The organism is Agaribacterium sp. ZY112 (assembly GCF_041346925.1).
Classification (GTDB): Bacteria; Pseudomonadota; Gammaproteobacteria; order Pseudomonadales; family Cellvibrionaceae; genus Agaribacterium.
Map to the genome: position 1 here is coordinate 1,019,863 of NZ_CP166840.1, position 23,929 is coordinate 1,043,791.

Here is a 23,929-nt window from a genome sequence, read left to right on the forward strand (position 1 = left end):
ACCTGTGTTTTTGGCAAAGCTCAAATAATCAACATGCGTTACTGTAATTTAGCCGTTTTGGCATTTAAAGCATTTAAATTGGGTAAAACTGTGACGTCTATTTCCTCATCTTGATTTGTGTCAATACTTAATTGACAAGCCTTGCGAGCTCTTTTACGGTAAGTGATAAGTTTGAGCTGCATCACAATAAAAAAGCGCTCAAGCTTCTATCAATTCAGGCCCTTACATCATCTTGGTGTAGTACTGCACCTGATGTGAGCGGTTATGGAGATATGAGCTCATTACTCTGAAGGGATGTTACATATGAACAATAAAAATAAAATATTTAGTCGTAAAGCTTTGCCCATGGCGATTGTTGCTGTAATGGCAAGCCAAGCCTCTATGGCACAAGAAACAGCGGATGAAGAAGTACTTGTTACTGGTATTCGTGGTTCACTTATCCAGTCTATGGATATCAAGCGTGAGTCAGGTGGTGTTGTTGATGCAATCTCATCTGAAGATATCGGTAAGTTTCCAGATACTAACCTTGCAGAATCTTTGCAGCGTATTACAGGTGTATCGATTTCTCGTGCTAATGGTGAGGGTGCCCAAGTAACGGTTCGTGGTTTTGGCCCACAATTTAATATGGTGACCTTAAATGGTCGTCAAATGCCTAACTCTTCTTCTTTAGCCAGTGATCCAGTCGCACGCAGCTTTAATTTTAATGAACTTGCAGCAGAAAGTGTTAAAGGGGTAAGTGTACATAAAACCGGCCGTGCTGATACGGGTGGTGGTGGTTTAGGTGCAACCATTGATATGCAAACGGCTCGTCCGTTTGATTACGATGGTTTTAAAGCCGCAGTAAAAGTTTCTGCGACCCAAGACCGTAGTGTGGATGCAAAGGTTGAAAACTTAACACCTGATATATCAGGTATGATCAGCCAGACTTTCGCTGATGATATGTTTGGTGTGATGTTAAGCGCTTCTCGCTCAGAACGTAAATACCACATTGACCGTATTGGTACTCAGAATGGTTGGGGTGGTTACCCAGGTTTTGCTGAAGGTTCTAGTCCTGATACTAGTGCTATTGATACTGGTAAAAACCCTACATTGAATACATGGCAAGTTCCGACTGTTGATTTAGACAGTGCTGACTATGAGCGTACCCGCGATAACGCTCAGTTGGTATTACAATATGCACCCACAGATAACTTGACGGTGACTGCTGATTACACCATGTCTCGTTATGAGAATGAAGGAAAAATGAATCGCGCCAGCTTCTGGTTTGATAATGTTGAATCAGGTGCTGCTGATAGAAATGGTACTATCATTAACCCCGCTCGTGAACAAGATGAGCTTAATTATTGGGCTTGGGAATACGCCTTTGAAAGAGAGAGTGACTCTGTTGGTTTAAATATTGAGTGGGATGCGACCGAAAGCTTAAGCTTTACGTTAGATGCTCACCAGTCTACATCTCATTCTAACCCGGGTGCTCGACCAACAGAGCGTATAGCCAACCTAAGAAGTACCAAGCTTAGAGATGATTCTGATAATGTAATTGGTTATACAAGCATTGCTGCAGACTTTAGTGGTAAACGCCCTTGGGCTTATTATGATGACTCTACCCTGCCTGGTGGAGCTTATAGTAAAAAAAATATTGAAGGTGACCTTTACCAAGAGCGTGGTTATGAAATGGAAAATACCATTTCTCAAGTCCAGTTTGACGGTACTTGGGCCGCTGATATGGGGGTTCTAAAAGCTGTTAACTTTGGTTTGTCGTCTACTAAATATGAAGTGGATGTTACTGATCTTTATAGTGCTAACTTTGGTCTAAGCGGTGGTGCTATGGATATCTCTGGTTTAGATATCTATATGTCCCCTGGTGGTATAGGTTTTGAATACTTACCGGTCTTCAGTGCTGATCAGTTTATTAATATGGTTGAGGCGCAGGATTTAAAAGCGCCAACCGGATTAACCGTAAACGGAATTGAAGAAGACACTACTGCTGCGTATGTTAGTGTTGATCTTGAGCATGATTTTGGTTCTGTTGTTGGTCGTGCGAATATTGGTGCTCGTTATGAGCAGACGGACGTGGAGTCTTATACACTTACTGATAGCCCTGTAGTTGGTTTTAATTGGGTAACGGACTTAGAAATGTCCAAGTATCAGATCGAGATGGAGCAGCGTGATGAGCTAGCTGGTGATTACACTAACCTGCTCCCCAATATGGATTTAAGTTTGGCTTTCTTAGATGAGTCAGTAGTGACTCGCTTTTCTTATAGCAAGACCATTGCTCGCTCCAATATCGATGCGATGTACCCAGGTACGGATTTAACTAATCATCTATCTACTGGTCCTTTCCTTGCTAATCAGGGTAACCCAAACCTCAAACCGTTTGAATCAGATAACTTTGACTTTTCTCTAGAGTACTATTATGCAGATGGCAGCTATGCTTCTGCTGGTTACTTTATTAAGAAGGTTGATAACTTTATCGCATCTGGTACAGAGGATCGTGTAATCTCTGGCCCTAATGGACCTTTAACTAGCCCAGCTGCTGCCGCGCGTCCAGGTTGTCCTGCTGGATCAGTTCTTGATCCTGTTGATGCGTGTTTATCTCAACCTACTGATCCGGTAATTACGTGGCAGGTGACTACACCTCAAAACTTGGATGAATCTGAAGTGACCGGTTGGGAGTTTAACGTCCAGCATCTATTTGGTGAGAGTGGCTTTGGTGGTATTTTCAACTATACGATTGTAGATAGCGATGATTTCTATGATGTTGATAGTTTGACAAATGAACTGGCTCTAGAGGGCTTAAGTGACTCTGCAAATATTGTCGCTTTCTACGAGAAGAATGGCTTCCAAACCCGCCTTGCTTATAACTGGCGTGATAAGTTTTTACTGCGCCAAACCAATGATGAGCCAACGATCACAGCAGCTTATGATCAGCTAGATTTGAGTGTGAGTTATGATATTAATGATAATATCAATGTGTTTGTTGATGGCTTAAACATCACCAACAATGCCACTGAGCGTCATGGACGATGGGAAAATCAAATCGTTGATTACGAAGTTGGCGGCGCCCGTTATAACTTTGGTGTACGTATGAAGTTCTAGTAGTAAGTCTCTCCACCTTACTACCTGTGGGTAGTTTTAAGGCCGTCACTGTTAAGTGACGGCCTTTTTTATTGGCAGTAGTTTCTACGTATTTCAATATTCACTACTTCCATATTAATCGTGGTTTCAGGATAAACGGTACTGCCTGAATACAGGGATATATAAGCTGAATGCCTTACTGCTTAGCCCTGTTTAGAATCAAGTACCTTTTGATATACAATGACTGGGTTATAAAAATAAGTATGGAAGAGCAATGGCTCAAGCTATAAGAAATATCGTTATTGTTGGTGGTGGCACTGCAGGTTGGTTAACAGCTGGTACTATTGCGGCAAAGTTAAAAAAAGACAGTGCCGCTACAGTTCAAGTGACATTAATTGAAAGTCCTAATATTCCTATTGTTGGTGTTGGTGAAGGAACTTGGCCAACTATGCGTAATACCTTAAAAAAAATGGGTGTGCGTGAAACTGACTTTATTCGCGAATGTGATGTTTCTTTTAAGCAAGGGGCTAAATTTGCTAAATGGGTAACAGGCGCAGATGATGATTTTTATTACCACCCTCTTATTCTTCCCCAAGACTTTTCTAATGCGAACTTAGCCCCTCACTGGCTGAAAGATAATCAAGGCCTTAGCTTTTCCGAGGCTGTTTGCCCTCAAGAGGCTCTTTGCGAGCGTGGTTTAGCGCCTAAATCCATTACCACGCCTGAATATGGAGCGATTGCGAATTACGCGTATCACCTTAATGCAGGCACTTTCTCTAAATTTTTGCAGAAACATTGTGTTGATAAGCTAGGCGTTAAGCATATGCTTGATGATGTGTTATCTGTCAATGCCGCTGAAAATGGCGATATTCGCTCACTGACTACTCAAGAAAATAGTGAATTAAGTGGTGATTTATTTATCGACTGTACGGGCTTTAAGTCATTACTCTTAGGTGATTTTTACCAAGTTCCATTTAAATCTTGTAAAGATGTTTTATTTCTAGATACGGCCTTGGCTGTTCAGGTTCCTTATCAAAGTAAGGAGGATCCGATTGCATCGCATACTATTTCTACTGCACAAGAAGCGGGTTGGATTTGGGATATCGGTCTTTCTACTCGCCGTGGTGTGGGGCATGTTTATTCCAGTGCTTATACCACACAAGAAAAAGCTGAGAATGCCCTAAAAGAATATTTGAAAGATTCCATTGACAGTGTCGATGACTTAGCATTTAGAAAAATACCTATTGAACCGGGTCATAGAGAAAGGTTCTGGCATAAGAACTGTGTCGCAGTGGGTTTATCGGCCGGTTTTTTAGAACCACTAGAAGCCTCGGCTTTGGTCTTGGTCGAAATGTCAGCGACAATGATTGCAGAGCAATTACCGACAACACGCGAAGCGATGGATGTGGTTTCTAAGCGCTTTAATTCAACCTTCCTGTATCGCTGGCAGCGTATTATTGATTTTCTTAAATTGCACTATATTTTGAGTCAGCGTGAAGATAGTGATTTCTGGATAGATAATAGAAAAAAAGAAACTATTCCTGATAGTCTTCAGGAGTTGATGACATTGTGGACTTATCAATATCCATGGCATGATGACTTTGATAGAGCGGCAGAAGTGTTTCCTGCGGCCAGCTATCAATATGTACTTTATGGTATGGGCTTTCAGACGCAAGCGAGTCACCTTGGTATGAGTGACAGTGCACTTAAGCAAGCAGAGTCTAGTTTTTTAATGAATAAAAAAGTATCCAATAATTGGGTGCAGAATTTGCCGAAAAACCGTGAATTAATTAATAAAATTCATGAGTTCGGTTTGCAGAAAGTTTAACAAGGAGTAAATCTAGTGGCGAAGCCTGAATTATTAGATAGTAATAAGCATAAGAATTTAAAAGTCATCACTGAGCGTGGTGAGCAATTTGGTGAAAGTGTCCATTTTGTTCCTGTTGTTGCCGATGAGCTAAGGAGCTTGGTGCTTGATTACCCCGTTGTCTTTATGAAAGATGCTGAAACAGGCCGTTTTGGTTTATTTGCTTTGTTTGCTTTTGAACCAGGTGAAAATCTATTTCTTGAGGGTAATGATTGGAATGCGACTTATGTTCCTCTGCATGTTCGTCGACAACCATTTATGGTTGCATATCAGGGAGGGGATACTGAAGAGAAGAAAGCTGTGTTAAGTATTGATGCTGACAGTAAGCGCCTTCAGGAAGATAAAGGAGAACCGCTATTTAATGATGATGGCTCTGCAAGCCCTTACTTAGAAAATATGAATAAAGTGCTTGGCTCGCTGATGACCGGCGTTGAGTCAAATAATAAGTTTGTTGAGAAAATGGTAGAGCTGGAGCTGATAGAAAGTGCGCGTATAGAGGTTAGCTTTATTGATGGCGAGCAAAAAAGTTATGATGGTATTTATACCATTAATGAAAAAAATATAGCCGAATTAGATGATGAACAAACACTTGCTTTGCACAAGTTAGGCTATTTACAGGCAGCAGCACTTATTGCTGCATCTATGGGCCAGATTAGAAAGTTAATTGCGCTTAAGAATAAGCGTCTTAGTAAATCATAGTCTAACTTCAAGCTAGGGTTTAGTGCATAAGCCCTAGCTTGAATATCAACTTATTTTTGTACCAGCTTTCCTTCTTGATAATCGCGAATAGCTTGCTTTATCTCGCTCTGGCTATTCATCACAAAAGGCCCGTGCTGAACGATGGGTTCTTGCAGTGGTTTTCCTGCAATGAGTAAAAATTCACTGCTAAATTGATTATTGTTTTTAACATGAATAGGTCCTGCTTGTTTGAATCTAGCTAGCTCTTGTTTGTTGAGTGTTTCTCCATTTAGCTCTAATTCACCATCAAAATTATAAATGAAACTTTGCAGTTCACTAGCAACGGCCAGTGTTAAGTTTTGTCCTGCTTCTAGCTCTATATGCAGGTAGAGTGGTTTAGTCGTGTCTTTATTGAAATATCCCTCAACTAGGGTGTCCTCGATCAGCAACGAGCCGGCAATGGCCTTAACTTTAGCTTTGCCTAACTCATAGATAGGTATTTTGTTAGCAGGTACATCTTCGTAGCTTGGGTTTTGTAGTTTGTCTTTACTGGCAAGATTCAACCAAAGCTGAAAACCTCTCATTTCACCTTTGGTTTGTTTGGGCAGCTCTGAGTGGATAACACCACTGCCTGCTGTCATCCATTGCACGCCACCATCTTCTAATAAACCGACGTTACCCATGTGGTCACGGTGTTCCATTTTGCCCTTTAGCATATAGGTAATGGTTTCAAAGCCGCGATGAGGGTGGGAAGGAAAGCCACCAATATAATCATCTGCTTGTTTGGAGCCAAATTCGTCGAGCATGAGAAAAGGGTCAAATAGCTCTAGCCTGTGCCCGCCAAAGACGCGTAACAAATGCACACCATCTCCATCGGTGGCTGTGTTTGCTGTAAAAATATGCATTAGCTTTGTTTCTCTCATATCCCCTGCTCCTCTTGATGTGTTTAAGCGCCTGAACTGCTGGTGATAGCTCAGTGCTTAAGTGGGGTCTCTTATCTGCGTTATTACTCTGCTGTATTTGATTACATCATATATTTGAAAAATAGATAGATGGGTGTGAATATTGAATGCTATTCATCGAGATAATAAATGTATGTCATTTAAATTAAGTAAGATTAGTTTGGAGCAATGGGCAGCCTTTAGAGCTGTGGTCGAGCAAGGTGGCTATGAGCCTGCTGCTGAGTCGCTCAATAAAAGTCAGAGCAGTGTGAGTTACGCTATTAAGCAGCTACAAGAGCATTTACCAGCACCAGTCTTAGCCATTCGGGGCAGAAAAGCTGAATTGACCGAGCTGGGGCGGCTTTTGTATCGCAGAGCTTGCAGTTTGTTAGATCAAGCTGCAGCCCTTGATAAAGCTGCCGTCTGTTTGGCTGAAGCTGGGCAAAGTGAAATCAGCATTGCTGTAGAAACTCTAGCTCCGATACATCGCTTGTTTGACGCCTTGGCACACTTTTCTAAGCAACAACCTTATGTACATATTCGTGTTCTGGAGACAACCTTAAGTGGTACCGATGAGGCCTTACTTGAAGGCCGAGCCGATCTCGCTATTACTCCTCACGTACCACCGGGTTTCTTAAGTGAGCCTCTGTGTGCTGTTGCTATGCTGCCGGTTGTGTATAAGCAACATAGCTTGGCGGCGCAAAATGACATCAGCGAGCATGAACTGGCAGCTCAGCGGCATTTACTTATTCGCGATTCCGGTCGGCGCAGAGAGCAGAATGTGGGCTGGCTTGGCTCGGAACAGCGCTGGACCTTGAGTCACTTTTCGAGTTGTTTGGCTGCGGTCAAGGCGGGTTTGGGCTTTGCGTTTTTACCTCAGCCCTTAATAGAGCAAGAGCTGAAGCGGGGTGAACTCGTTCAGTTAAACTTGGCCTTTAGCAGTGTGCGCTATATTCAGCTTTATCTTGTGACTGCAAATCAAAGTTATGCTTCGCCTGCGGTAAGACAGCTTGCGGCAGAGTTAAAAGCGGTAAGTTAGCTATTTTTGCCCAAAAGAAGGAGCGTACTTAGCGGCAAAGTTTTTGATTAGCTGTTGATACTCTTTGGGGCGAGTCAGGATATCGTCACCGTGATCCGAGCCCCAGTCGCTGTGCTGAAAATGATGAGGGCTACGCAGTTGCCGGCTGATGTTTAAACTTTGCTGGCTGGCTGTTGCGGTATCACTCTGCGAGTGGATAAGTAAGACGGGCACCTTGATAGCTGGGGCCGATTTAAGAGGGCTAGCATCATAGAAGCTGACTCCAGCTCGAAGTTTGAGCATCAAGTTAACCCCGCTTTTAAATGCGAGCACCCATGCTCCGTATTGCCTGACGCCGCGTTCGAAAATGGCACTTTCCCAATCTTGAAACGCCGAGTCGGAGACAACAAATGCGGGTCGGCTATCTAGGGAAGCGGCTTGTAATACTGTTGCCGCTCCCCAGCTTAAGCCAAACCAAGCAATTTGATTTTCTCGGTAACCTTTTGCCTTTATAAGCCATTGATGCAAGGCCTGTAATTCTTGTTTTTCTAGGTGTCCACCGCCAACACTTTCGCCAACACGACGGCCATGACCACGCATGTCATAGCGCAGTTCGGCACATTTAAAGTCGTTAAACGCGGGGCTAAATTTATCGCTTTGCAAGCGTTGTTCGCCCCAACCGTGGTTATAAATCACAACACAAGGTGCTTGTTCTTCGTGTTTGATGTACCAAAAATCGATGATGCCCGAGACAGGGCTGGGCATTTGTATGCGCTCTACATTATCTGCCAATTCACGCAGCTGTATGCTTTTAACGGCTTGTGCATCGTAATAGGGAAAGAGTACTAAACCGCTAAAGTACCAGCATATAGAAAAATAAAAAGCAGTTGCTGTGGCGCATAGGCTTACTGTTATATAGGTGATGATCTTATTAACGCGTTTATTCATGATTTTATTTGGGGGCCGAGCGTTTATTTTGTCGCTGAGCACCGCGATGCTTATGTGTGTGTTTATTCGGGCTTCTTTTATATTTTGTTCTTGGTGCTGGGTCTGCCACTTCGATAACTTCATAGTGGCCAGGTTGCAATAGCTTATTGGCTAAGCGCCACTGCCCGACACGTACGCGTATTAAGCGCAAACAAGGGTAGCCAACAGCTGCGCACATACGGCGCACTTGGCGGTTGCGCCCTTCACGGATGGTTAATTTAAGCCAAGACGTTGCAATGGTTTTGCGTTCGCGAATGGGGGGAACCCTTGGCCATATGAGTGCTTCGAGCTCTGAGCTAGCCAGTGTTTCTGCTTGCGCAGGTAGGCTGATTCCGTCTTTTAGCTCAACGCCTTGGCACAAGCGGCTAAGTGCTTGTTGATCAATTTCGCCTTCTACCTGTACCCAATATTCTTTTTCTTGTTTCTTTTTAGGGTTGGCAATTTCATGTTGAAGTTGGCCGTTGTCGGTCAACACAACTAAGCCTTCACTGTCTCGATCTAAGCGGCCTGCAGGGTAGACCTTACGTAATTTGTCATCGTTAATATAATCAGCCAACGTAGATCGGTCTTGGCCATCGGTAAATTGGCTAAGTACGTCATAGGGTTTATTGAGTAATACGATTAAGGCCATGGTGTTTCGCTACAGTGTGGATCTGTAGTGTACAGGACTCTTATACAGTGGCTCTAGCTATCGCCTCTACTTAGGTGAATGAGCACTAGGGCTAGCGCTAAGCTATAGCTCTGATTCCAGCCAAGTAACTTAATCCGCAAACACTCGTTGAGTTGTTCTTTGTGCTTAAAAAGACTAACTACTTTATTGAGAGGATCTTGTGGCTGTGGGGGAGCTTTGAACATAGCAAGCAATACTCGTTGAAGGTGTGCATCGGTAACAATGGTATCGAGTGCTTCAAGTTGGCTAATATTAAAAAGTAAGTTGCTAAATTGCTTCCCAGTGTGTCGATATACGGCGATACAGTGACCTTCTGTATCAATTAGCTGAGTGTCTCTGAGTTGCCAGCTAGTATGCTCACTGAGTGAATTTATTTCAACCAGCTCTCGCCCAGCTTTGTGATGCTGGACTATGTGCAAACTGTTATGAGAGTCTTCCAAGTCAATAATTTCACTCTCTTGCATCACATTAAGGCGGCGATAGTGTTCAAGCAGGAAGCGCTCCTGCCCTTCTATTAGGCAGCGATAGCTTTGATGCTTATTGAGTTTGCTGTCACTGGTGCTCTGCTCGTTACTTATAACGTGCAGGTTTAACATGGTCATAGGCATTCCATCTGCTTGCTTTAACTTTAGCCAAGAGCTGAAAGCTTGCATAGCTTTGCTAGTTGCAGAGTTTATAGGCCTAATACTGGATGGCGTGTGTAGCTGTTTTTTAGCGCAACCAAGCATATAGTTGAGCGACATAAAAAGTGAATCAATAGGACAGTGATTATGAGTAAGCACCACAAAATCGACTATTTGGAGTTTCCTGCCTGTGATTTAGAGGCGACACAAATATTTTTTGAGCGTTTATTGGCTTGGCAGTTTCAGTCGTACGGCCCTGACTATATAGACTTTAATGATGGCGTCTTAAGTGGTGGCTTCTACCGCTCTGAACTTAGGTCTAGAGCGGAGCAAGGAGCTACGTTGTTAGTGCTCTATTCTGAGGATCTTGAGCAGAGCTATAAGCAGGTGCTTGAGTGCGGGGGGCAGATAAGCCAAGAGATCTTTTCTTTTCCAGGCGGGCGTCGTTTTCACTTTATCGAGCCCAGTGGTAATGAGTTAGCTATGTGGCAGCGCGAAGGCTAAGTTCTACAACTTAGCCTTTAATGTCTTTTTGAATGCGCTCTGCTGGGAAGGCGCAAGTGAAGGTGGAGCCGCTGCCCGGTCGGCTGGTCACACGTAATATGGCATCGTGACGAATTAATACATGCTTAACAATGGCTAGCCCAAGGCCTGTGCCACCGGCAGAGCTCGCGCGGCCACCATCGATACGGTAAAAACGTTCGGTTAGGCGCGGTATATGTTTGGGGTCTATGCCAACACCGTCATCACTAATATGTAAGTCAAACATAGGGCCATGTGTTTGAGTCCAAATGCGGATGTTACGACCCTGTTCTGTATCTCCGGCAGCGTATTTGACGGCGTTAAACACAAGGTTACTAATCGCGCTGCGCAGTTCTTTTTCACTACCGCGAATATAGATAGATTCGGCGACTTCGTTGACAAGAGTGTGACCACACTGGTCGATGGCTCGAGCGTCGTTGATGATAAGTCCGCATAGCTTGTGCAGGTTAACACTGCTGTTCTGGCCTGTGCGGTCATCCGTTTCGAGCTTGGTGAGTGTGATTAGATCATTCACCAAAGAGGTCATACGCATGCCTTGCTCGTGCATCTGCTGCAATGCCTTTTGCAGTGTTGGCTGAATATTGGGCATGTCTATCAAGGTTTCTACATAACCGCGAATGACCGTTAGTGGTGTGCGTAATTCATGGCTTACATTGGCGACAAAGTCGCGGCGCATTTGCTCAAGTTTGGCAACACGTGTGACATCGCGAACGACAATAAGGCATTCACCAGCACCAAAGGGGTGAACTTGGAAGAGCAGTTGTTGTTCTTCGTTTTTGTAGTTTTCTATTTCAAGAGGTTCGCTAAAGTCTTCGGTATCAAAATAGTTCTGGAACAGAGGCTCGCGCATAATATTGGTAACACGCTGACCCAAGTCTATCTTCTGCAGACCGAGCATGGGGCCGGCAGCATCGTTCCACCATTCAATATTGGCGCGTTGATCAACGAGTATTACGGCATCGCTTAAAGCCGAGGTCATTTGCTGAACACGGCTAACGACGGTTTGCAGGCGGCTCTTTTCTTTGTCGTGTCGCTGGGCCATCAATTTGATGTCGTCAGCCATTTCACCCCAAATACCAAAGAAGTTGTTCTTTTTCACTTTGCCAATACGGGCTAAAGCGATCCAATCTTCCAGTTGGCCTAGATTCCGTAAAATCCAGATAAGGTAAGTAGCGAGTGCAAAAATTGCGGCTTCGCGGCCAATATCAAACGATAAGCCAACAAAAACAATCGAGCAGAAATAGACAGCAAACCACCGGATCTCGGTGGCTAAACCCTTGCGCATAAAGAATATCTTATGAGTGTCGTGCTGGCTTTATTCTGTAGCCACACTGACGTTGTTAGAGAAGCGGTAACCCGCGCCGCGCACAGTTTGAATGTAACGGTCGTGATCTTCAAGCGTTAAGGCTTTACGCAGGCGTCGAATATGAACATCGACGGTACGCTCTTCAACATAAACATTGGAACCCCAGACGTGATCGAGTAGTTGGCTACGGCTGTAAACACGCTCTTGATGGGTAAGGAAGAACTCTAATAAACGATACTCGGTAGGCCCAATTTGTACTGCTTTATTGTTAATGGTGACTCGGTGGCTGATTGGGTCTAAGCATAAGCCATCAACATGAATCGGCTCGCTAGGTTTTACGGCCTGAGTGCGGCGCAATACGGCTTTTAAGCGTGCTACCAATTCACGTGGTGAAAAAGGCTTGGTGATGTAGTCGTCGGCACCCACCTCAAGGCCTTGGATTTTGTTATCTTCTTCACCTTTTGCCGTAAGCATGATGATAGGAACTTGCTGGGTGAGGTCATCTCGTTTGAGGCGACGGGCAAGTTCGATACCACTGGTGCCGGGCATCATCCAATCAAGTAGAACAAGGTCGGGTTGAGCATCAACAATGATGGCATGTGCTTGTTTGGCGTCTTCTGCCTCAATAACATGGTATTCGGCCATTTCGAGGGCTACGCGTAGCATGTCCCGAATAGGGGCTTCGTCATCAACGATCAAAATGGTTTTTTGGTTCATCATTTGCGCTACAACTCTACTTGTCTTTGGCTCTATTTCCGTGTGACAGATTTAATAAAGATTTGGTTACGCTTTTATGACAAGTTTAGGGTTGTTTGCAATTTAAGTGTAATAAATCCGCAATTAAGCCATTTAAAGTGCCAAATCTAAGGCAATACCAAAAAATATCGCCATACCAACATAGTGATTGTTTAAGAAGGCTTTAAAGCAGGCTTTAGCTTCTCTATCTCGTATTAACCACTGCTGGTAGATAAAAAGCCCTGTTGCAACAACTAAACTGAGCTTGTAATAAATACCCAACTCAAAACGTTGGCCAACTAAAATAAGTGCAAAAATCATTAAGGCTTGCAGGGTCATGGTTATGACTTTATCAGCCTCACCAAACAAGATGGCGGTACTTTTAACCCCTATCCTTAAGTCATCTTTACGATCAACCATGGCATAAAATGTGTCATAAGCAACGGTCCACAGAATCACGGCTGTAAAAAGTAGCCAACTGGGCAGGTTGAGCGAGCCAGTTTCAGCACTAAAGGCCATGGGCACGGCCCAAGCAAAAGCGGCTCCAAGCACGACTTGTGGCATATGCGTGTGGCGCTTCATAAAGGGGTAGAGCGAAGCCAGAGCGACAGCCCCGAAACTTAATAGAATAGTCAGTTGATTCGTAAATAACACAAGTATAAAAGCTAGGCTGCATAGTATTGCAAAAAGACTCAGCGCCTCTTTACTGCTTAGCGTACCTTTAACTAGCGGGCGTTGTTGGGTGCGTTTGACGTGTCCATCCACTTTGCGGTCTGCAAAGTCGTTAATTGCGCAACCTGCTGAACGCATTAGCAGCACACCGGCAATAAATATAAACAAGTTAGGCCAGCTAGGTAGGCCGTCGGCAGCGAGCCAAAGTGCCCATAACGTCGGCCATAGAACTAAGTAAATACCAATGGGTTTGTCGAGACGGGTGAGGGCAATATAGGCGCGTATTTTTTTCTTATTGAGAGTCATAGTTCAAATCAGTGCTTGCTTACGGCGAGCATAGCGCAGGAGTCTATAGTGAAGAAAGGCCGATTTTACGCTCATGCGAGGCTGTGCTCTAATGTTGGCTCTATTACGGCATTTCAAGGAAGCATCTATGTTGCAGAAGACGTCGCAGAAAGCCTTGCTTCATTCAATTGTGGCAAGTGCGTCTTTGAAACCTGCTGAGGCGGAGCTGGTACTTGATTGTTTAGTTGAACAGCTGAGCTTAGCGCTAGCCAAAGGGCAACGTATTAGTTTACCCAGGCTGGGTACTTTTGAGGCTTATTTGCGTGCTGAGCGACAGGGGCGTCATCCTCAAACGGGAGAGGCTCTGACTATTGCTGCTTCTAAGCAGGTGCGCTTTCGTCCGGCCCAAGCCTTAAAAGATGCACTTAATCCCCCACATAATAAGTAGATTTAATAAGGAAAACAGGTGTTGAGACTTCCTCTTTATCAACAAATTCTGGTGGCGATGGCGTTGCCTATCGTCTTGAAATTACTGTCGGGTCTACTGGGTTTTAGTTTTGATAAAACGACGGTTTTTTTAGGCTTAAACATCTACGAAAGCTTTGCCTTTTTAGGTGATATGTTTCTAAATGGCTTAAAAATGGTGGTTGTACCCTTAGTGCTTGCTTCCATGATCTGTGCGGTAAGCGGCATCGCTGGGCGGCGAGATTTGGGGCGAATTGGCGGCAAGACCTTAGCGTTTTATCTGCTATCGAGCTTTGCGGCTATTATGGTGGGCCTGTTTTTTGTAAACCTATTGGCTCCAGGCATTATTGATGGCGAGCCTGCCCGTGACTTACTGGCGCTTAGTGATGACAGTGCTGTGCAGGCGAAATTGGCCATGGTTGAAGGCAGGGGCAGTTCAGACTTAGCTGCTATTTTCTTGCGTATGTTGCCGCCGAATATTATTGGCGCTGCAGCGGCAGGTCAGATGTTGGGGTTGATTACCTTTGGTGTGCTCTTTGGCTATTTTATGATGCAAGTTGCCAAAGAAAAGCGCAGTGTGCTCGAGAATTTTTGGCAAGGCGTCTTCGAAACCATGATGCTGATCACTATGTTTATTATGAAGTTCGCGCCTTTAGGGGTCTTGGGGCTTATAGGTAAAGTGGTGATGGCCACCGGTTTTGCTGGTATTAAGCCGATGCTGTTGTTTATGTTGACGGTTTTTGCAGCATTGCTTGCCCATACTTTTATAACTATGCCACTGGTTTTAAAGTATGTAGCGAAAGTTAACCCTTGGCGCCACTATCAAGCGATGGCCCCTGCCCTACTAACGGCTTTTTCTACCGCCTCGTCGTCTGGCACTTTGCCTCTAACCATGAAGTGCGTAGAGCAAAATGCCAAAGTCAGTAATAAGACTGCAGGTTTTGTCTTGCCACTCGGGGCGACCATCAATATGGATGGCACCGCTTTATATGAATGTGTCGCTGCCATGTTTATTGCTCAGGCCTATGGTCTGGAATTAAGTTTTGTGACCCAGTTCACCATCGTCTTTGTGGCCTTGTTAACTTCCATTGGCGTTGCCGGTATCCCAGCCGCCAGCTTGGTTGCGATCACTATTATCTTAGCGGCGATTGGCTTACCTGCTGAAGGTATAGGCTTGTTGCTGCTGACCGATCGCATCCTAGATATGATGCGAACCGCTGTGAATGTTTGGAGTGATTCGTGTTGTGCAGTGGTTGTGGCGAAATCCGAAGGTGAGACACAAGTCTTGGCGCAGAAGTAAGCCAGGCTCTAGCTGCACTAAAAAGGGCGATCTTTGATCGCCCTTTTTAGTGGTTTCAATGTTATTAGTCTTAGTTTTTTAGCCTCGCATTTTCTCGGCAATGGCATCAAGGTCGTTGCCTGATTCTAAAATATTAGCCACGGTTTCTTTGGCCGTTTCTTCATTTAAGTGCAATGCGTCAAATATGCTTTTATCAATAGGAGCCGGCAGTATGCTGCCATAACCTTGGTTGGCGAGCAGTTGCTTGGCTAGGTAGTTTAATTTTGCGTAGGCGGCATGTTCGCCATTAAACATAGGATTACTTTGTTGGCGTAAAGCGGTGACGACCTCTTCGGGCATATTCCAATTATTAAGTAGCCAGCTTGAAATCTGATTGCTGCTCACTCCTAGAGTGTGTTGTTCTACCGCGGGTGGGTGAATATGTGGATTCGCAGATTTTGCCCTTGTGAGTAACTGGTAATAAGGCGGGAATATTTCGGCCACAATTAAGCTGCCAAAATTGTTTAATAAACCACTTAAATAGGCCATACCAAAACTGGGCCTGTGTTCACGGCTAATGCTGGTTACAAGACCTTCAACCGTTGCAGCTGTGTAAACGGCGTTTTGCCAATACTCATCTACATCACTTTTACTGAGCGCCTTCATTGTTAAGGTTTTGCCTAAAGCTAGACCTAGGGCCAAGTTTAATACCATGTCAAAGCCAAGCACGCGCACAATGGCATCGTGAACGCTTTTTATTTTTCCGGGAGCCGAATAATAAGGGGATGCAGCCCAGCTTACGACTTGGGCAGCCAAGCTTGGGTCTATTTCGACGATATTGGTAAGGTCATTGATGTCAGCGTTAGGATCTGCTCGCAATTTGATAATACGTTGAGCTGTTTCTGGCAGTGGTGGTAGTTCTAGAGTTTCATCCAAGCGCTGTTTTATACGTCTCTCAGTGAAGCGCTTAACAGATTCGAGAATGTGGGCTTCGTCATTGGCATTGCTCTCATCCATCACGGGTGCAGGGCTGCTAAAGCTGCCTATTTCACAAGGTTCAGCCATGGAGCTGAAGCTGTCGTGGTTGAGCTTTACCAGTTGCTCGCTGTCACCTGAATCAAGAAGGAGCTCTTCTTTTTTAAGCAGGCTCTCATCAATAAAGGTGGGCATGTTTTGCCATTGAGGGATGGCCGGAACCGTGTGTAGTTCCTTGGCATTAATTAGCGACCAGACTTCTTGTAATTTAACTCCCTCGAACTGGCGGCCAAAATGGCGAAACATCGCATCAAGATCGACGATATTACCTTGAGGAACCAAAACTTGTACTTGTTGGTTTTGGTTGTCTTTGAATATTAATCCTTTTACCAGACAGCTCATATCATTCTTCGGCACTATGCTTATTGGTTTGTTGGCTACGGGTTTGGGCGTGATGGTGTAGGCTACGTTCGGTTTATCCTGCAGAAGATCGATAATCTTTTGCGATACTGACATGCTGCACCTCCTTCAAGGGCCGGTCTACAGTGAATTCCGTTTTTTAATAAAACGACAGGCTCCTGATTAGCATAGTTAAGAAATTTTTGGCGTGAAGGATTTATACTCAAAAAGAGTGATGTGGATTAAGCCTTGGCTGTGTTCAAAAGCTGCGAGCTTGTTGCGGCCTAGTCGATATCGACGTAGATAAGGGGGATAGCTTCGGCATCAAACTCTTTGATTTTGAGTTCTGCCAAGTCTTCTTTGTAGTTACAGTTGAGTGAGCCATGAATGGAGCCACTTTTACTGAGCAAGTGAACGGCGCAACGTAACAATAATACGTAGTCCCTATAAGGGCCCTGGTAGTTACTATTATTCTGCTCGCGCACGGCTGTGACTACGGCGTCGGCCAGCCCCCATTGTTCAAGTAGGTAGGCTGTGATGTTGCTGTGGCTCACGCCCATCAATTCGCTTTGTATTGCTAAATAACTTTGATGTGGGTTTGCCTTTAAGAGCGAGTGAATGTGCTCTTGATAGTTAGGGCATAGCTGATAAATAAGCAGCTGACCAAAGTTATGCAATAAGCCAGTTAGTTTGGCTAAACCTAAGCTGATTCCTTCGTCTTTTTCGCTTAAGCAGGCTAGCGTAGTAATGGCTTGGCTGACAACAAGGCTCTGTTTTTGATAGCGACGGCCGACAATACGGTCGTGTTTGGTCGGCAAAGCGCTGGCTTTGAGTGATAGGCCAAATTCACATAATTCTTGAGTGTCGAACATCTCTAAAGCGCTGCGTAAGCATCGATCATGTCGGTATTCTACGGCATTGCAGTGGCGTAACAGCTGGGCAGCTAAGCTCGCATCTGCTTGAAAGATATGTTCGATATGAGCTCGTTGTTGATAGCTAAATTCGAGCTGCTTAAGTGCTTCTACTGAAGGGGGGAAGATTTCAAGCTCGATGGGCTTGCTAAGGCGTTGTTTAAGGCGCTGTAGGGCAAAATCAGTACTGCTTGCCAGCGATTCTTTTTGCTTTTCGGCACAGTGGCTAAAAGGGGCTGAGCGAGATTGTTTTATGATCTGCTGAAAGTCGTTTTGTTGAAGCTTTACGCTGGCTTGTTTATGCAAGCAGTCTAAATAGAGGCGGTCAAACTCAAATAAAGCCGCATCCACATAACAATTCAAACCTTGCCAGCGAGGCAGGGCAGGTAAGTGTGTAAATGCTTTGGGTACTTGAGAGCCTGTTAATGCTTCGAAACTGCCACCAAAATATTGATTGAGCAAAGCCGGCTGAATAAAGCGTTCGCTGGCAACTAGAATTTGCACATAGTGCTGCTCACCAGATTCTTCTTTGTGCAGAAATAACACGGCGCGAACCACACATTCACCTTTAGATACTTTGGTCTGTATCAGGGGGATGGGGTTTAAGCGATGGTTGAGGTCCCTATGCTCCAACCAATGCTGTAGCTGGCTTGCAGAATCCATGTTGCGCTCTCCTTTGGCGCGATTGCACAGTAGTCCTTACTGCTTAGTTGTTGACTCAACTTTACAGTGGCGCTCACCTTACCTTAGTCGTCACGGACGACAAAGGCCTTACACGACAAATTGCACATACAAAAAGATGAGCGTTAGTTTGCTGTGCTCTTGAGCACAGTTTACAAGTGTAGTTTAAGCCAATGCGTAGTCTTGGCGTTGTCCAAACCACCTTTGAATGAGCTTCTCAACCGTTTCTGGTTGTTGCTGAATAAGGCTTTGGCCGTATTCATGTACTAAGTCGAGCATGTGGGCATCGCGTTCGTGGTGAGCTACACGGTAGAGCATATCTCCGGCTTGACGCTTGCCTAGGAATTCTCCTGGGCCACGCATTTCTAAATCTTTCTCGGCGATATAAAAACCGTCACTGCTCTCTCGTAACACCGCGAGGCGCTGCTTTCCGTGTTGGCTGAGTTTGTCCCCATGTAATAAAACGCAGTGGCTGGCAGTACTGCCACGCCCTACTCGGCCACGTAGCTGATGTAGCTGGGCAAGGCCGAGCCGCTCGGGGTTTTCAATAATCATAACACTGGCTTGAGGTACATCGACGCCAACTTCAATAACGGTTGTCGCGACCAATATCCTGCTATGGCCTTGTTTGAAGCTGGCCATACGCTGTTCTTTTTCGGCGGGTTTTAGGCGTCCATGAATCAGCTCGCACTTGGCGTGTGGCAGTGCTTCTTTAAGTTCTGCATAGGTTGTTTCTGCATTGGCTGCACTTAAGGTTTCGCTCTCTTCGATGAGAGGACATACCCAGTAAACTTGTCGCCCCTCAGTAACGGCAGCATCAACGCGTTCTATGATGTCGTTTTTTCGTTTTTGGCTAATGGCGACGGTTTGAATGGGGGTTCGTCCCGGAGGCAGTTCATCAATAATACTGAAATCAAGTTCGGCGTAGCTGGTCATGGCTAGTGTGCGTGGAATGGGCGTGGCGGTCATGACCAACTGATGGGGGACGAGGAGGCTGTCATTTTTATCGCGCAAGCTTAAGCGTTGGGCGACACCAAAGCGGTGTTGCTCATCAATAATGACCAAACCGAGGCTGCGAAAACGCACGTTGTCTTGGAAGAGCGCGTGGGTACCAATGACAATGTCCGTTTCATGGCCCAGTAACTTAGCATTGGCGCTGGTTTTCTGTTTGGCGGTGAGTTTGCCAACTAATAAGTCTAACTGTATACCAAGTGGCTCAAGCCATTGTTTAAAGCTGCGTAGGTGCTGCTCGGCTAAGATTTCAGTTGGCGCTACCAGAGCGACCTGTTGGCCACTGCGCACGGCTGCTAAGGCCGCCATTGCCGCCACTAAGGTTTTTCCTGAACCCACATCACCTTGAACCATGCGTAGCATCGGGTGGCTTTGTTTAAGGTCTTTCGCAATTTCATTGATAACGCGTTTTTGAGCAGCCGTAGGCTCAAACGGCAGCTGGTCCAAGAGCGGTTGTAGCAACGTTGCGTTCACACTGATACTGGGTGAATGTTCTTCGCGTGCTGCGGCGCGCTGGCGTTGATGCACTAGATAGTGAGCGAGCAGCTCCTCAAAAGCTAAGCGTTGTTGCGCCGGATGTTCACCATCAAAGAGTTGCTGTTGGTTTGTGTCGGCTGGAGGTGAATGTATAAAAGCCAGCGCTTGTGCGAGGCTATTGACCGCAAAGTGTTGATTTACCTGCTCGCCAAGTAGCTCATCAGGAGCTTGTAAGTGTAAGAGTTCGATGGCTTGTTCGCAGAGCTTACGTATTCGTGGTTGGCTGACACCGTCGCACAGGTTGTAGATTGGGGTGAGTTTGGCTTCCTCGTCATGGGGTGATGAAGGTGCATCAATAAACTCAAATTCTGGGTGATAGATTTCTAAGCCTGATGATCCGGGTCTTAACTCACCAAAAAGGCGAACTAAACGGCCCTGGTCAAAGCTGTTTTTTTGCGCTGCGTTAAAGTGGAAAAAACGTAAATTGATAAGGCCGCTGTCGTCTTCAACTTTTACGCTTAAGCTGCGCCTGCGGCCAAATTGTACTTGAGTTGTCAGCACTCGCGCTTCAATCAGTGCCATGTCTCCCATACGCAAGCTGCCAATACTGCGAACTCGACTGCGATCGACATAGCGAAAAGGCAAATGAAACAGTAAATCTTGGACGTTGTAGAGATCGAGCTTACTGAGTGTTTCGGCAAACTTTGCCCCCACACCGTGTAGCGCTGTGAGTGGTAGCTGAGCTAGTGATGGCGCGGCACTGGAGTTCACAGGTTGTGACCAACACCACTGTTACTAATGGCTTCACGCAGGGCGTCAATCGCCTGTAAGCGTGGAAAGCTGGCTCGCCACGCAAGTGCGACTGTGCGCTTAGGCGCTTCACCGGCAAAAGGACGAATGCAGAGTAAATCGTTGGTTAGCAAGCTCGGTGTTGCTGCTGAGCGAGGCAGAACGGTAATGCCGAGGCCTGAAGCAACCATATATTTTAAGGTCTCGAGTGAACTACCCTCTGCCGCACTGCGTATTTTACCTTGGTTATCAGCCAGTGAAGGTTGCAGTTTTGGACACGCCTCTATGACCTGATCGCGGAAACAGTGGCCTTCGCCGAGTAATAAGACTTGGTGTTCGACGAGTTGGTCGGCTTTGATGCTTTCCTGTTCAGCCAGTGGATGTTTACTATCCATGAGTACAACAAAATCTTCTTCGTACAAAGGTTGAGTAACCACATCGGCTTCCGTAAAAGGAAGAGCAACAACAATTGCATCCAGTTCACCTTGGCGAATTCTGCGGCGTAAGGTCGCGGTGTAGCTTTCTTCAACATAAAGCGGCATGTCAGAAGCTAATTGATTCAACTCGGGGATAATCTGGGGCAATAAATAGGGGCCAATAGTGAAAATAGCTCCAATATGCATAGGGCTTGTGAGCTGATCTTTGCCGGCATCAACGATGTCTTTAATGGCCCCTGCTTGCTCAAGCACAACTTGGCTTTGCTTTATGATTTTCTCACCAAGTGGGGTTGGGTAGACACGACTTTTACTGCGTTCAAATAAACTAACGCCTAACTCTTCCTCGAGTTTCTTAACGGCGATGCTAAGAGTCGGTTGGCTGACAAAGCAGCGCTCTGCTGCTCGGCCAAAGTGTTGTTCTTGAGCCAAGGTGACAATGTATTTCAGTTCGGTTAGCGTCATAATGTCGTAGAAACTATTAGTTTTAAGAGTTTAATAAGAAAAGTTTACCGCAGAGAGCGTGGAGACCAAAATATGCAGCGAAAAAAAGTACTTTGGCTTGGTTGGGGGCGTCTAGCCCGTTTGGCTGAAGCAGAGTTGGACTCAGTTATTGAGCTCTACTCTGTTGCTCGAAGCCCCGCTGAAAGAGAGCGGCATATCTGCGCAGATTTAAGCCAAGAGTCGGGAGTAGAAGAGGTTTTATCTTGTAAGCCTGATGTCATTATTTTTACCATGAGCCCTGATCTTCGTGGTGAAGAGGCTTATCGTCAGTCTTATTTATACCCGCTGCAAAAAGTACTGCAAGCCTTAGAAATACAAGGTCTGAGCCCTTTTGTACTGTGCGTTTCAAGTTCCAGTGTGTGGGGCAGTGGGCAAGGTCCGGTACTAAGTGAATTACTAGAAGCTAAACCTGACAAGCCAACCGCTAAAGTACTCTTAGAAATGGAACAGCAGTTGCGTCAAAGCGATTTAGCCCACTGTATTGTTCGCTTTTCTGGTATTTATGGTGATTATCGCTTTCACCTAATTCGCCAGGTGGAGGCTGCAAAGCCTGGGCTGCTGCGCTGGACCAATCGTATTCATGAGCAAGATGCCGCTGCGGTCTTGGTGTTTCTAGTGAAGCGCAAGTTGAGTGCGTCTTACCTACCTTCACTGCTTGTTGCAAGTGACATGCGGCCTTGTTTGAGTTCAGAGATTCAAGCCTATATTGCAGAGTCACTGGGGCTTGATGGATATGGCGAGGGCTGTGCTAAAGCAGGTGCTGAGCTGGATAAGCCCAAAGAGCGCCGTATTGATAACAGCTTATTGTGTTCTTTGGCTTACGAGTTTCGTTATAAAAGCTATCGTGATGCCTACGCTGTTATTTTGCAGCAGTATAAAGATCAGCTTCGGTCTAAGGCGCCTTAAACCTAGTAGCACAGCGTTAATAATGGCCTAAATCATTGCTCAGCTCTTCGCGAGCATTGCTGATTTGTGATTGAACTAAGGCTTGTAAGTCGTCGTTATCTGGTAAGCCCACGCGACGATGGTAAAGATAGTCGGTATTGAGGTAGTGTTTAAGGCTGTAGCGAGGCCATTTGTCGGGCCCGTATAAAATCGCAACCCAGTCATCGACACAGCGTATATAGAGATCCGGCGGCAGATGGATGTAGCGGGCGAATTGATAGTGCAGGCCTTTGATATTGCGCTCCCCTGGCGCTCGTAAACCGGGTGGGTTGATATAGGTTGCTAGCAATTCTGGCCCGAGAGCTAAAGAACTCAAGGTGATATGGAACAAGCCCCAAGCTAGCCACAGTGGGGCTGAAAGTAGCATCAACGCTAAGGTCATTAGTCTGATACAGCCAGTCTGTTTGCTTAAGCGTTCGGCAAAAAGGGCCTTAGGGTGAAGAGATGCTTTAAAGTCTTGCCAAATATGAACACGCTGCCAGCGCCTTAAAGCGTGGAAGCAAAGTGCTTCTTGTTTTGTCATATTGTGGCGAAGAGGCATGGCTTAGCTTATTTTGCTACCTGATTATGAGGGTGTGTTTTATAGGATTCCTTTACTGAGTTTATCTGCTCATTGCTTTCTAGCCAGCCGCCAAGGTTGTTTTTACACAATTGCGCTAAAGCTTGTATATGTTCAGGGCGAGTATTGAGTGCTGGAATGTAGAAAAATGCTTTACCGCCAGCCCCTAGAAAATACTCCTTATTCTCTATTTTGATCTCTTCTAGTGTCTCTAAGCAGTCTGCCGAAAAACCCGGGCAGATAACGGCAATGGATTTAAGCCCTTCACTCGCCCTTCTTTTAAGCTCGAAGTCGGTATAGGGTTGCAGCCAAGGTTCACGCCCAAAACGACTTTGAAAGGTTGTGCTGTATTCCTCTTTGTTTAAGCCAAGTTTCTCTGCGACAGCCCGTGTGGTTTGCAAACAAAAACAGTGGTAGGGGTCGCCAGCATGTAAATAGCGCATAGGCAGACCGTGATAAGAAAACAGTAGGTGCTCTTGGCGGCCGTGTTCTTGCCAATGCTCTTTGATGGATTCAACCAGTGCGTTGATATAGCCACCATCTTGCTGGTAACCACTGATAAAACGCAATTGAGGTAGCCAGCGTCGTTGTCGGAAGTCTTCGCTTAGAGCATCAAACGTCGAGGCTGTGGTACTTGCACTGTACTGAGGATATAGGGGCAGTACTAGAAGGCGGTCGGCGCCTTGATCCAATAAGCTTTGGCTCGCCTTAGCAATACTTGGTTGGCCATAACGCATGCCCCACTCTAGGACAACATTGTCGCCGTACTCGGCCTGTAGCTCTTCACGTAATAATCGCGCTTGTTCGGCTGTATAGTGACTTAAAGGGCTGCCCTCTTTGGTCCATACACTGGCATAAGCTTTGGCTGAGCGCTTGGGTCTAAAGCGCAGAATGATGCCGTTTAAAACCAGCCACCAAAGTAATCTAGGTACTTCAACAACGCGCGGGTCACTTAAAAATTGCTTTAGGTAGGGTCTAAGTGCTTTGGCTGTTGGGGCACTTGGCGTTCCTAAGTTAGTTATTAGGATGCCAATGCGTGTTTTTTGGCCGTGTTCAAATTGTTGCTTGCGAAACTTCATTGTGTAGCTGCAGTCATGATT

At 45.6% G+C, this 23,929-nt stretch carries 21 protein-coding genes; 8 read left to right on the plus strand and 13 right to left on the minus strand.

Annotated features, from left to right (window positions below):
• The first annotated feature begins 303 nt into the window (after positions 1–303).
• The 3 genes from AB1S55_RS04480 (at position 304) to AB1S55_RS04490 (ending at position 5,641) form a co-directional block, all read left to right on the plus strand.
• The gene (locus AB1S55_RS04480) at positions 304–3,096 is read left to right on the plus strand and encodes a TonB-dependent receptor (protein ID WP_370980592.1); all 2,793 of its coding nucleotides are present in this window, start codon (positions 304–306) and stop codon (positions 3,094–3,096) included.
• A 253-nt stretch (positions 3,097–3,349) separates the two neighbouring features.
• Positions 3,350–4,903, plus strand: a complete 1,554-nt coding sequence (locus tag AB1S55_RS04485; RefSeq protein ID WP_370980593.1) for a tryptophan halogenase family protein — start codon at positions 3,350–3,352, stop codon at positions 4,901–4,903.
• A gap of 15 nt (positions 4,904–4,918) precedes the next feature.
• Entirely contained in the window at positions 4,919–5,641 is a 723-nt protein-coding gene (locus AB1S55_RS04490) for a SapC family protein (RefSeq protein ID WP_370980594.1), read from the plus strand.
• Between the two features lie 50 nt (positions 5,642–5,691).
• On the opposite strand, the gene AB1S55_RS04495 is transcribed toward AB1S55_RS04490, so the two are convergent.
• A complete protein-coding gene (locus tag AB1S55_RS04495) occupies positions 5,692–6,543 on the minus strand; it encodes a pirin family protein (RefSeq protein WP_370980595.1) in 852 nt (283 codons plus the stop codon).
• A 172-nt stretch (positions 6,544–6,715) separates the two neighbouring features.
• Here AB1S55_RS04495 and AB1S55_RS04500 point away from each other — a divergent pair, with 172 nt between their 5' ends.
• Positions 6,716–7,600, plus strand: a complete 885-nt coding sequence (locus AB1S55_RS04500; RefSeq protein WP_370980596.1) for a LysR family transcriptional regulator — start codon at positions 6,716–6,718, stop codon at positions 7,598–7,600.
• On the opposite strand, the gene AB1S55_RS04505 is transcribed toward AB1S55_RS04500, so the two are convergent.
• From AB1S55_RS04505 to AB1S55_RS04515, 3 genes are read right to left on the minus strand one after another with little or no spacing between them, the layout of a single operon-like run.
• Positions 7,601–8,527 (minus strand): alpha/beta hydrolase, encoded by a 927-nt coding sequence (locus AB1S55_RS04505; protein WP_370980597.1) that lies wholly within the window; start codon positions 8,525–8,527, stop codon positions 7,601–7,603. It lies immediately after the preceding gene.
• Positions 8,528–8,531: 4 nt separating this feature from the next.
• Positions 8,532–9,197 (minus strand): pseudouridine synthase, encoded by a 666-nt coding sequence (locus AB1S55_RS04510; RefSeq protein WP_370980598.1) that lies wholly within the window; start codon positions 9,195–9,197, stop codon positions 8,532–8,534.
• A 53-nt stretch (positions 9,198–9,250) separates the two neighbouring features.
• A complete protein-coding gene (locus AB1S55_RS04515) occupies positions 9,251–9,838 on the minus strand; it encodes a hypothetical protein (RefSeq protein WP_370980599.1) in 588 nt (195 codons plus the stop codon).
• Positions 9,839–10,006: 168 nt separating this feature from the next.
• Between AB1S55_RS04515 and AB1S55_RS04520 the strand changes: the two genes are divergently transcribed.
• Positions 10,007–10,363 (plus strand): VOC family protein, encoded by a 357-nt coding sequence (locus tag AB1S55_RS04520; protein WP_370980600.1) that lies wholly within the window; start codon positions 10,007–10,009, stop codon positions 10,361–10,363.
• Positions 10,364–10,373: 10 nt separating this feature from the next.
• On the opposite strand, the gene phoR is transcribed toward AB1S55_RS04520, so the two are convergent.
• The 3 genes from phoR to ubiA form a co-directional block, all read right to left on the minus strand.
• Positions 10,374–11,687 carry a phosphate regulon sensor histidine kinase PhoR gene (phoR, locus tag AB1S55_RS04525; protein WP_370980601.1) on the minus strand — a complete coding sequence of 438 codons (1,314 nt, stop codon included), beginning with the start codon at positions 11,685–11,687 and terminating at the stop codon, positions 10,374–10,376.
• 30 nt (positions 11,688–11,717) lie between these two features.
• Entirely contained in the window at positions 11,718–12,425 is a 708-nt protein-coding gene (gene phoB / locus AB1S55_RS04530) for a phosphate regulon transcriptional regulator PhoB (RefSeq protein WP_370981567.1), read from the minus strand.
• Between the two features lie 132 nt (positions 12,426–12,557).
• Complete coding sequence (ubiA, locus tag AB1S55_RS04535) at positions 12,558–13,421, minus strand: 4-hydroxybenzoate octaprenyltransferase (RefSeq protein ID WP_370980602.1); 864 nt, start codon at positions 13,419–13,421, stop codon at positions 12,558–12,560.
• Between the two features lie 127 nt (positions 13,422–13,548).
• Here ubiA and AB1S55_RS04540 point away from each other — a divergent pair, with 127 nt between their 5' ends.
• Both AB1S55_RS04540 and AB1S55_RS04545 read left to right on the plus strand, forming a co-directional pair.
• Positions 13,549–13,848: an HU family DNA-binding protein gene (locus tag AB1S55_RS04540; protein WP_370980603.1), complete on the plus strand. Its 300-nt coding sequence runs from the start codon at positions 13,549–13,551 to the stop codon at positions 13,846–13,848.
• A gap of 18 nt (positions 13,849–13,866) precedes the next feature.
• Complete coding sequence (locus AB1S55_RS04545) at positions 13,867–15,165, plus strand: dicarboxylate/amino acid:cation symporter (protein WP_370980604.1); 1,299 nt, start codon at positions 13,867–13,869, stop codon at positions 15,163–15,165.
• A gap of 78 nt (positions 15,166–15,243) precedes the next feature.
• Here AB1S55_RS04545 and AB1S55_RS04550 read toward each other — a convergent pair whose 3' ends face one another.
• The 4 genes from AB1S55_RS04550 to AB1S55_RS04565 all read right to left on the minus strand — a co-directional run bounded on the left by AB1S55_RS04550 (position 15,244) and on the right by AB1S55_RS04565 (position 21,286).
• Positions 15,244–16,635 carry an HDOD domain-containing protein gene (locus tag AB1S55_RS04550; RefSeq protein ID WP_370980605.1) on the minus strand — a complete coding sequence of 464 codons (1,392 nt, stop codon included), beginning with the start codon at positions 16,633–16,635 and terminating at the stop codon, positions 15,244–15,246.
• Positions 16,636–16,802: 167 nt separating this feature from the next.
• Positions 16,803–18,092, minus strand: coding sequence for an HDOD domain-containing protein (locus tag AB1S55_RS04555; RefSeq protein WP_370980606.1), 1,290 nt, complete (start codon positions 18,090–18,092; stop codon positions 16,803–16,805).
• A gap of 183 nt (positions 18,093–18,275) precedes the next feature.
• On the minus strand, positions 18,276–20,369 hold the full coding sequence (gene recG, locus AB1S55_RS04560) for an ATP-dependent DNA helicase RecG (RefSeq protein WP_370980607.1): 2,094 nt from the start codon (positions 20,367–20,369) through the stop codon (positions 18,276–18,278).
• On the minus strand, positions 20,366–21,286 hold the full coding sequence (locus AB1S55_RS04565; protein ID WP_370980608.1) for a hydrogen peroxide-inducible genes activator: 921 nt from the start codon (positions 21,284–21,286) through the stop codon (positions 20,366–20,368). The genes recG and AB1S55_RS04565 overlap by 4 nt, the downstream gene beginning before the upstream one ends.
• 72 nt (positions 21,287–21,358) lie before the next feature.
• On the opposite strand from AB1S55_RS04565, the gene AB1S55_RS04570 reads away from it, so the two are divergent.
• Positions 21,359–22,231 carry a hypothetical protein gene (locus tag AB1S55_RS04570; protein WP_370980609.1) on the plus strand — a complete coding sequence of 291 codons (873 nt, stop codon included), beginning with the start codon at positions 21,359–21,361 and terminating at the stop codon, positions 22,229–22,231.
• A 16-nt stretch (positions 22,232–22,247) separates the two neighbouring features.
• Here the strand turns inward: AB1S55_RS04570 and AB1S55_RS04575 are convergent, their stop codons facing one another.
• Entirely contained in the window at positions 22,248–22,811 is a 564-nt protein-coding gene (locus AB1S55_RS04575) for a hypothetical protein (RefSeq protein ID WP_370980610.1), read from the minus strand.
• 8 nt (positions 22,812–22,819) lie between these two features.
• Positions 22,820–23,908 carry a ferrochelatase gene (hemH, locus tag AB1S55_RS04580; RefSeq protein ID WP_370980611.1) on the minus strand — a complete coding sequence of 363 codons (1,089 nt, stop codon included), beginning with the start codon at positions 23,906–23,908 and terminating at the stop codon, positions 22,820–22,822.
• Positions 23,909–23,929 lie beyond the last annotated feature (21 nt).

What these genes read in the sequence shown, in the direction of transcription:
- AB1S55_RS04515 (WP_370980599.1), bottom strand. Translation starts at nt 9,838, where the DNA reads ATGACCATGTTAAACCTGCACGTTATAAGTAACGAGCAGAGCACCAGT.
- AB1S55_RS04570 (WP_370980609.1), top strand. Translation starts at nt 21,359, where the DNA reads ATGCAGCGAAAAAAAGTACTTTGGCTTGGTTGGGGGCGTCTAGCCCGT.
- AB1S55_RS04510 (WP_370980598.1), bottom strand. Translation starts at nt 9,197, where the DNA reads ATGGCCTTAATCGTATTACTCAATAAACCCTATGACGTACTTAGCCAA.
- AB1S55_RS04550 (WP_370980605.1), bottom strand. Translation starts at nt 16,635, where the DNA reads ATGTCAGTATCGCAAAAGATTATCGATCTTCTGCAGGATAAACCGAAC.
- AB1S55_RS04505 (WP_370980597.1), bottom strand. Translation starts at nt 8,527, where the DNA reads ATGAATAAACGCGTTAATAAGATCATCACCTATATAACAGTAAGCCTA.
- phoB (WP_370981567.1), bottom strand. Translation starts at nt 12,425, where the DNA reads ATGAACCAAAAAACCATTTTGATCGTTGATGACGAAGCCCCTATTCGG.
- phoR (WP_370980601.1), bottom strand. Translation starts at nt 11,687, where the DNA reads ATGCGCAAGGGTTTAGCCACCGAGATCCGGTGGTTTGCTGTCTATTTC.
- ubiA (WP_370980602.1), bottom strand. Translation starts at nt 13,421, where the DNA reads ATGACTCTCAATAAGAAAAAAATACGCGCCTATATTGCCCTCACCCGT.
- AB1S55_RS04565 (WP_370980608.1), bottom strand. Translation starts at nt 21,286, where the DNA reads ATGACGCTAACCGAACTGAAATACATTGTCACCTTGGCTCAAGAACAA.
- AB1S55_RS04520 (WP_370980600.1), top strand. Translation starts at nt 10,007, where the DNA reads ATGAGTAAGCACCACAAAATCGACTATTTGGAGTTTCCTGCCTGTGAT.
- AB1S55_RS04495 (WP_370980595.1), bottom strand. Translation starts at nt 6,543, where the DNA reads ATGAGAGAAACAAAGCTAATGCATATTTTTACAGCAAACACAGCCACC.
- AB1S55_RS04575 (WP_370980610.1), bottom strand. Translation starts at nt 22,811, where the DNA reads ATGCCTCTTCGCCACAATATGACAAAACAAGAAGCACTTTGCTTCCAC.
- hemH (WP_370980611.1), bottom strand. Translation starts at nt 23,908, where the DNA reads ATGAAGTTTCGCAAGCAACAATTTGAACACGGCCAAAAAACACGCATT.
- AB1S55_RS04500 (WP_370980596.1), top strand. Translation starts at nt 6,716, where the DNA reads ATGTCATTTAAATTAAGTAAGATTAGTTTGGAGCAATGGGCAGCCTTT.
- AB1S55_RS04540 (WP_370980603.1), top strand. Translation starts at nt 13,549, where the DNA reads ATGTTGCAGAAGACGTCGCAGAAAGCCTTGCTTCATTCAATTGTGGCA.
- AB1S55_RS04480 (WP_370980592.1), top strand. Translation starts at nt 304, where the DNA reads ATGAACAATAAAAATAAAATATTTAGTCGTAAAGCTTTGCCCATGGCG.
- AB1S55_RS04485 (WP_370980593.1), top strand. Translation starts at nt 3,350, where the DNA reads ATGGCTCAAGCTATAAGAAATATCGTTATTGTTGGTGGTGGCACTGCA.
- AB1S55_RS04555 (WP_370980606.1), bottom strand. Translation starts at nt 18,092, where the DNA reads ATGGATTCTGCAAGCCAGCTACAGCATTGGTTGGAGCATAGGGACCTC.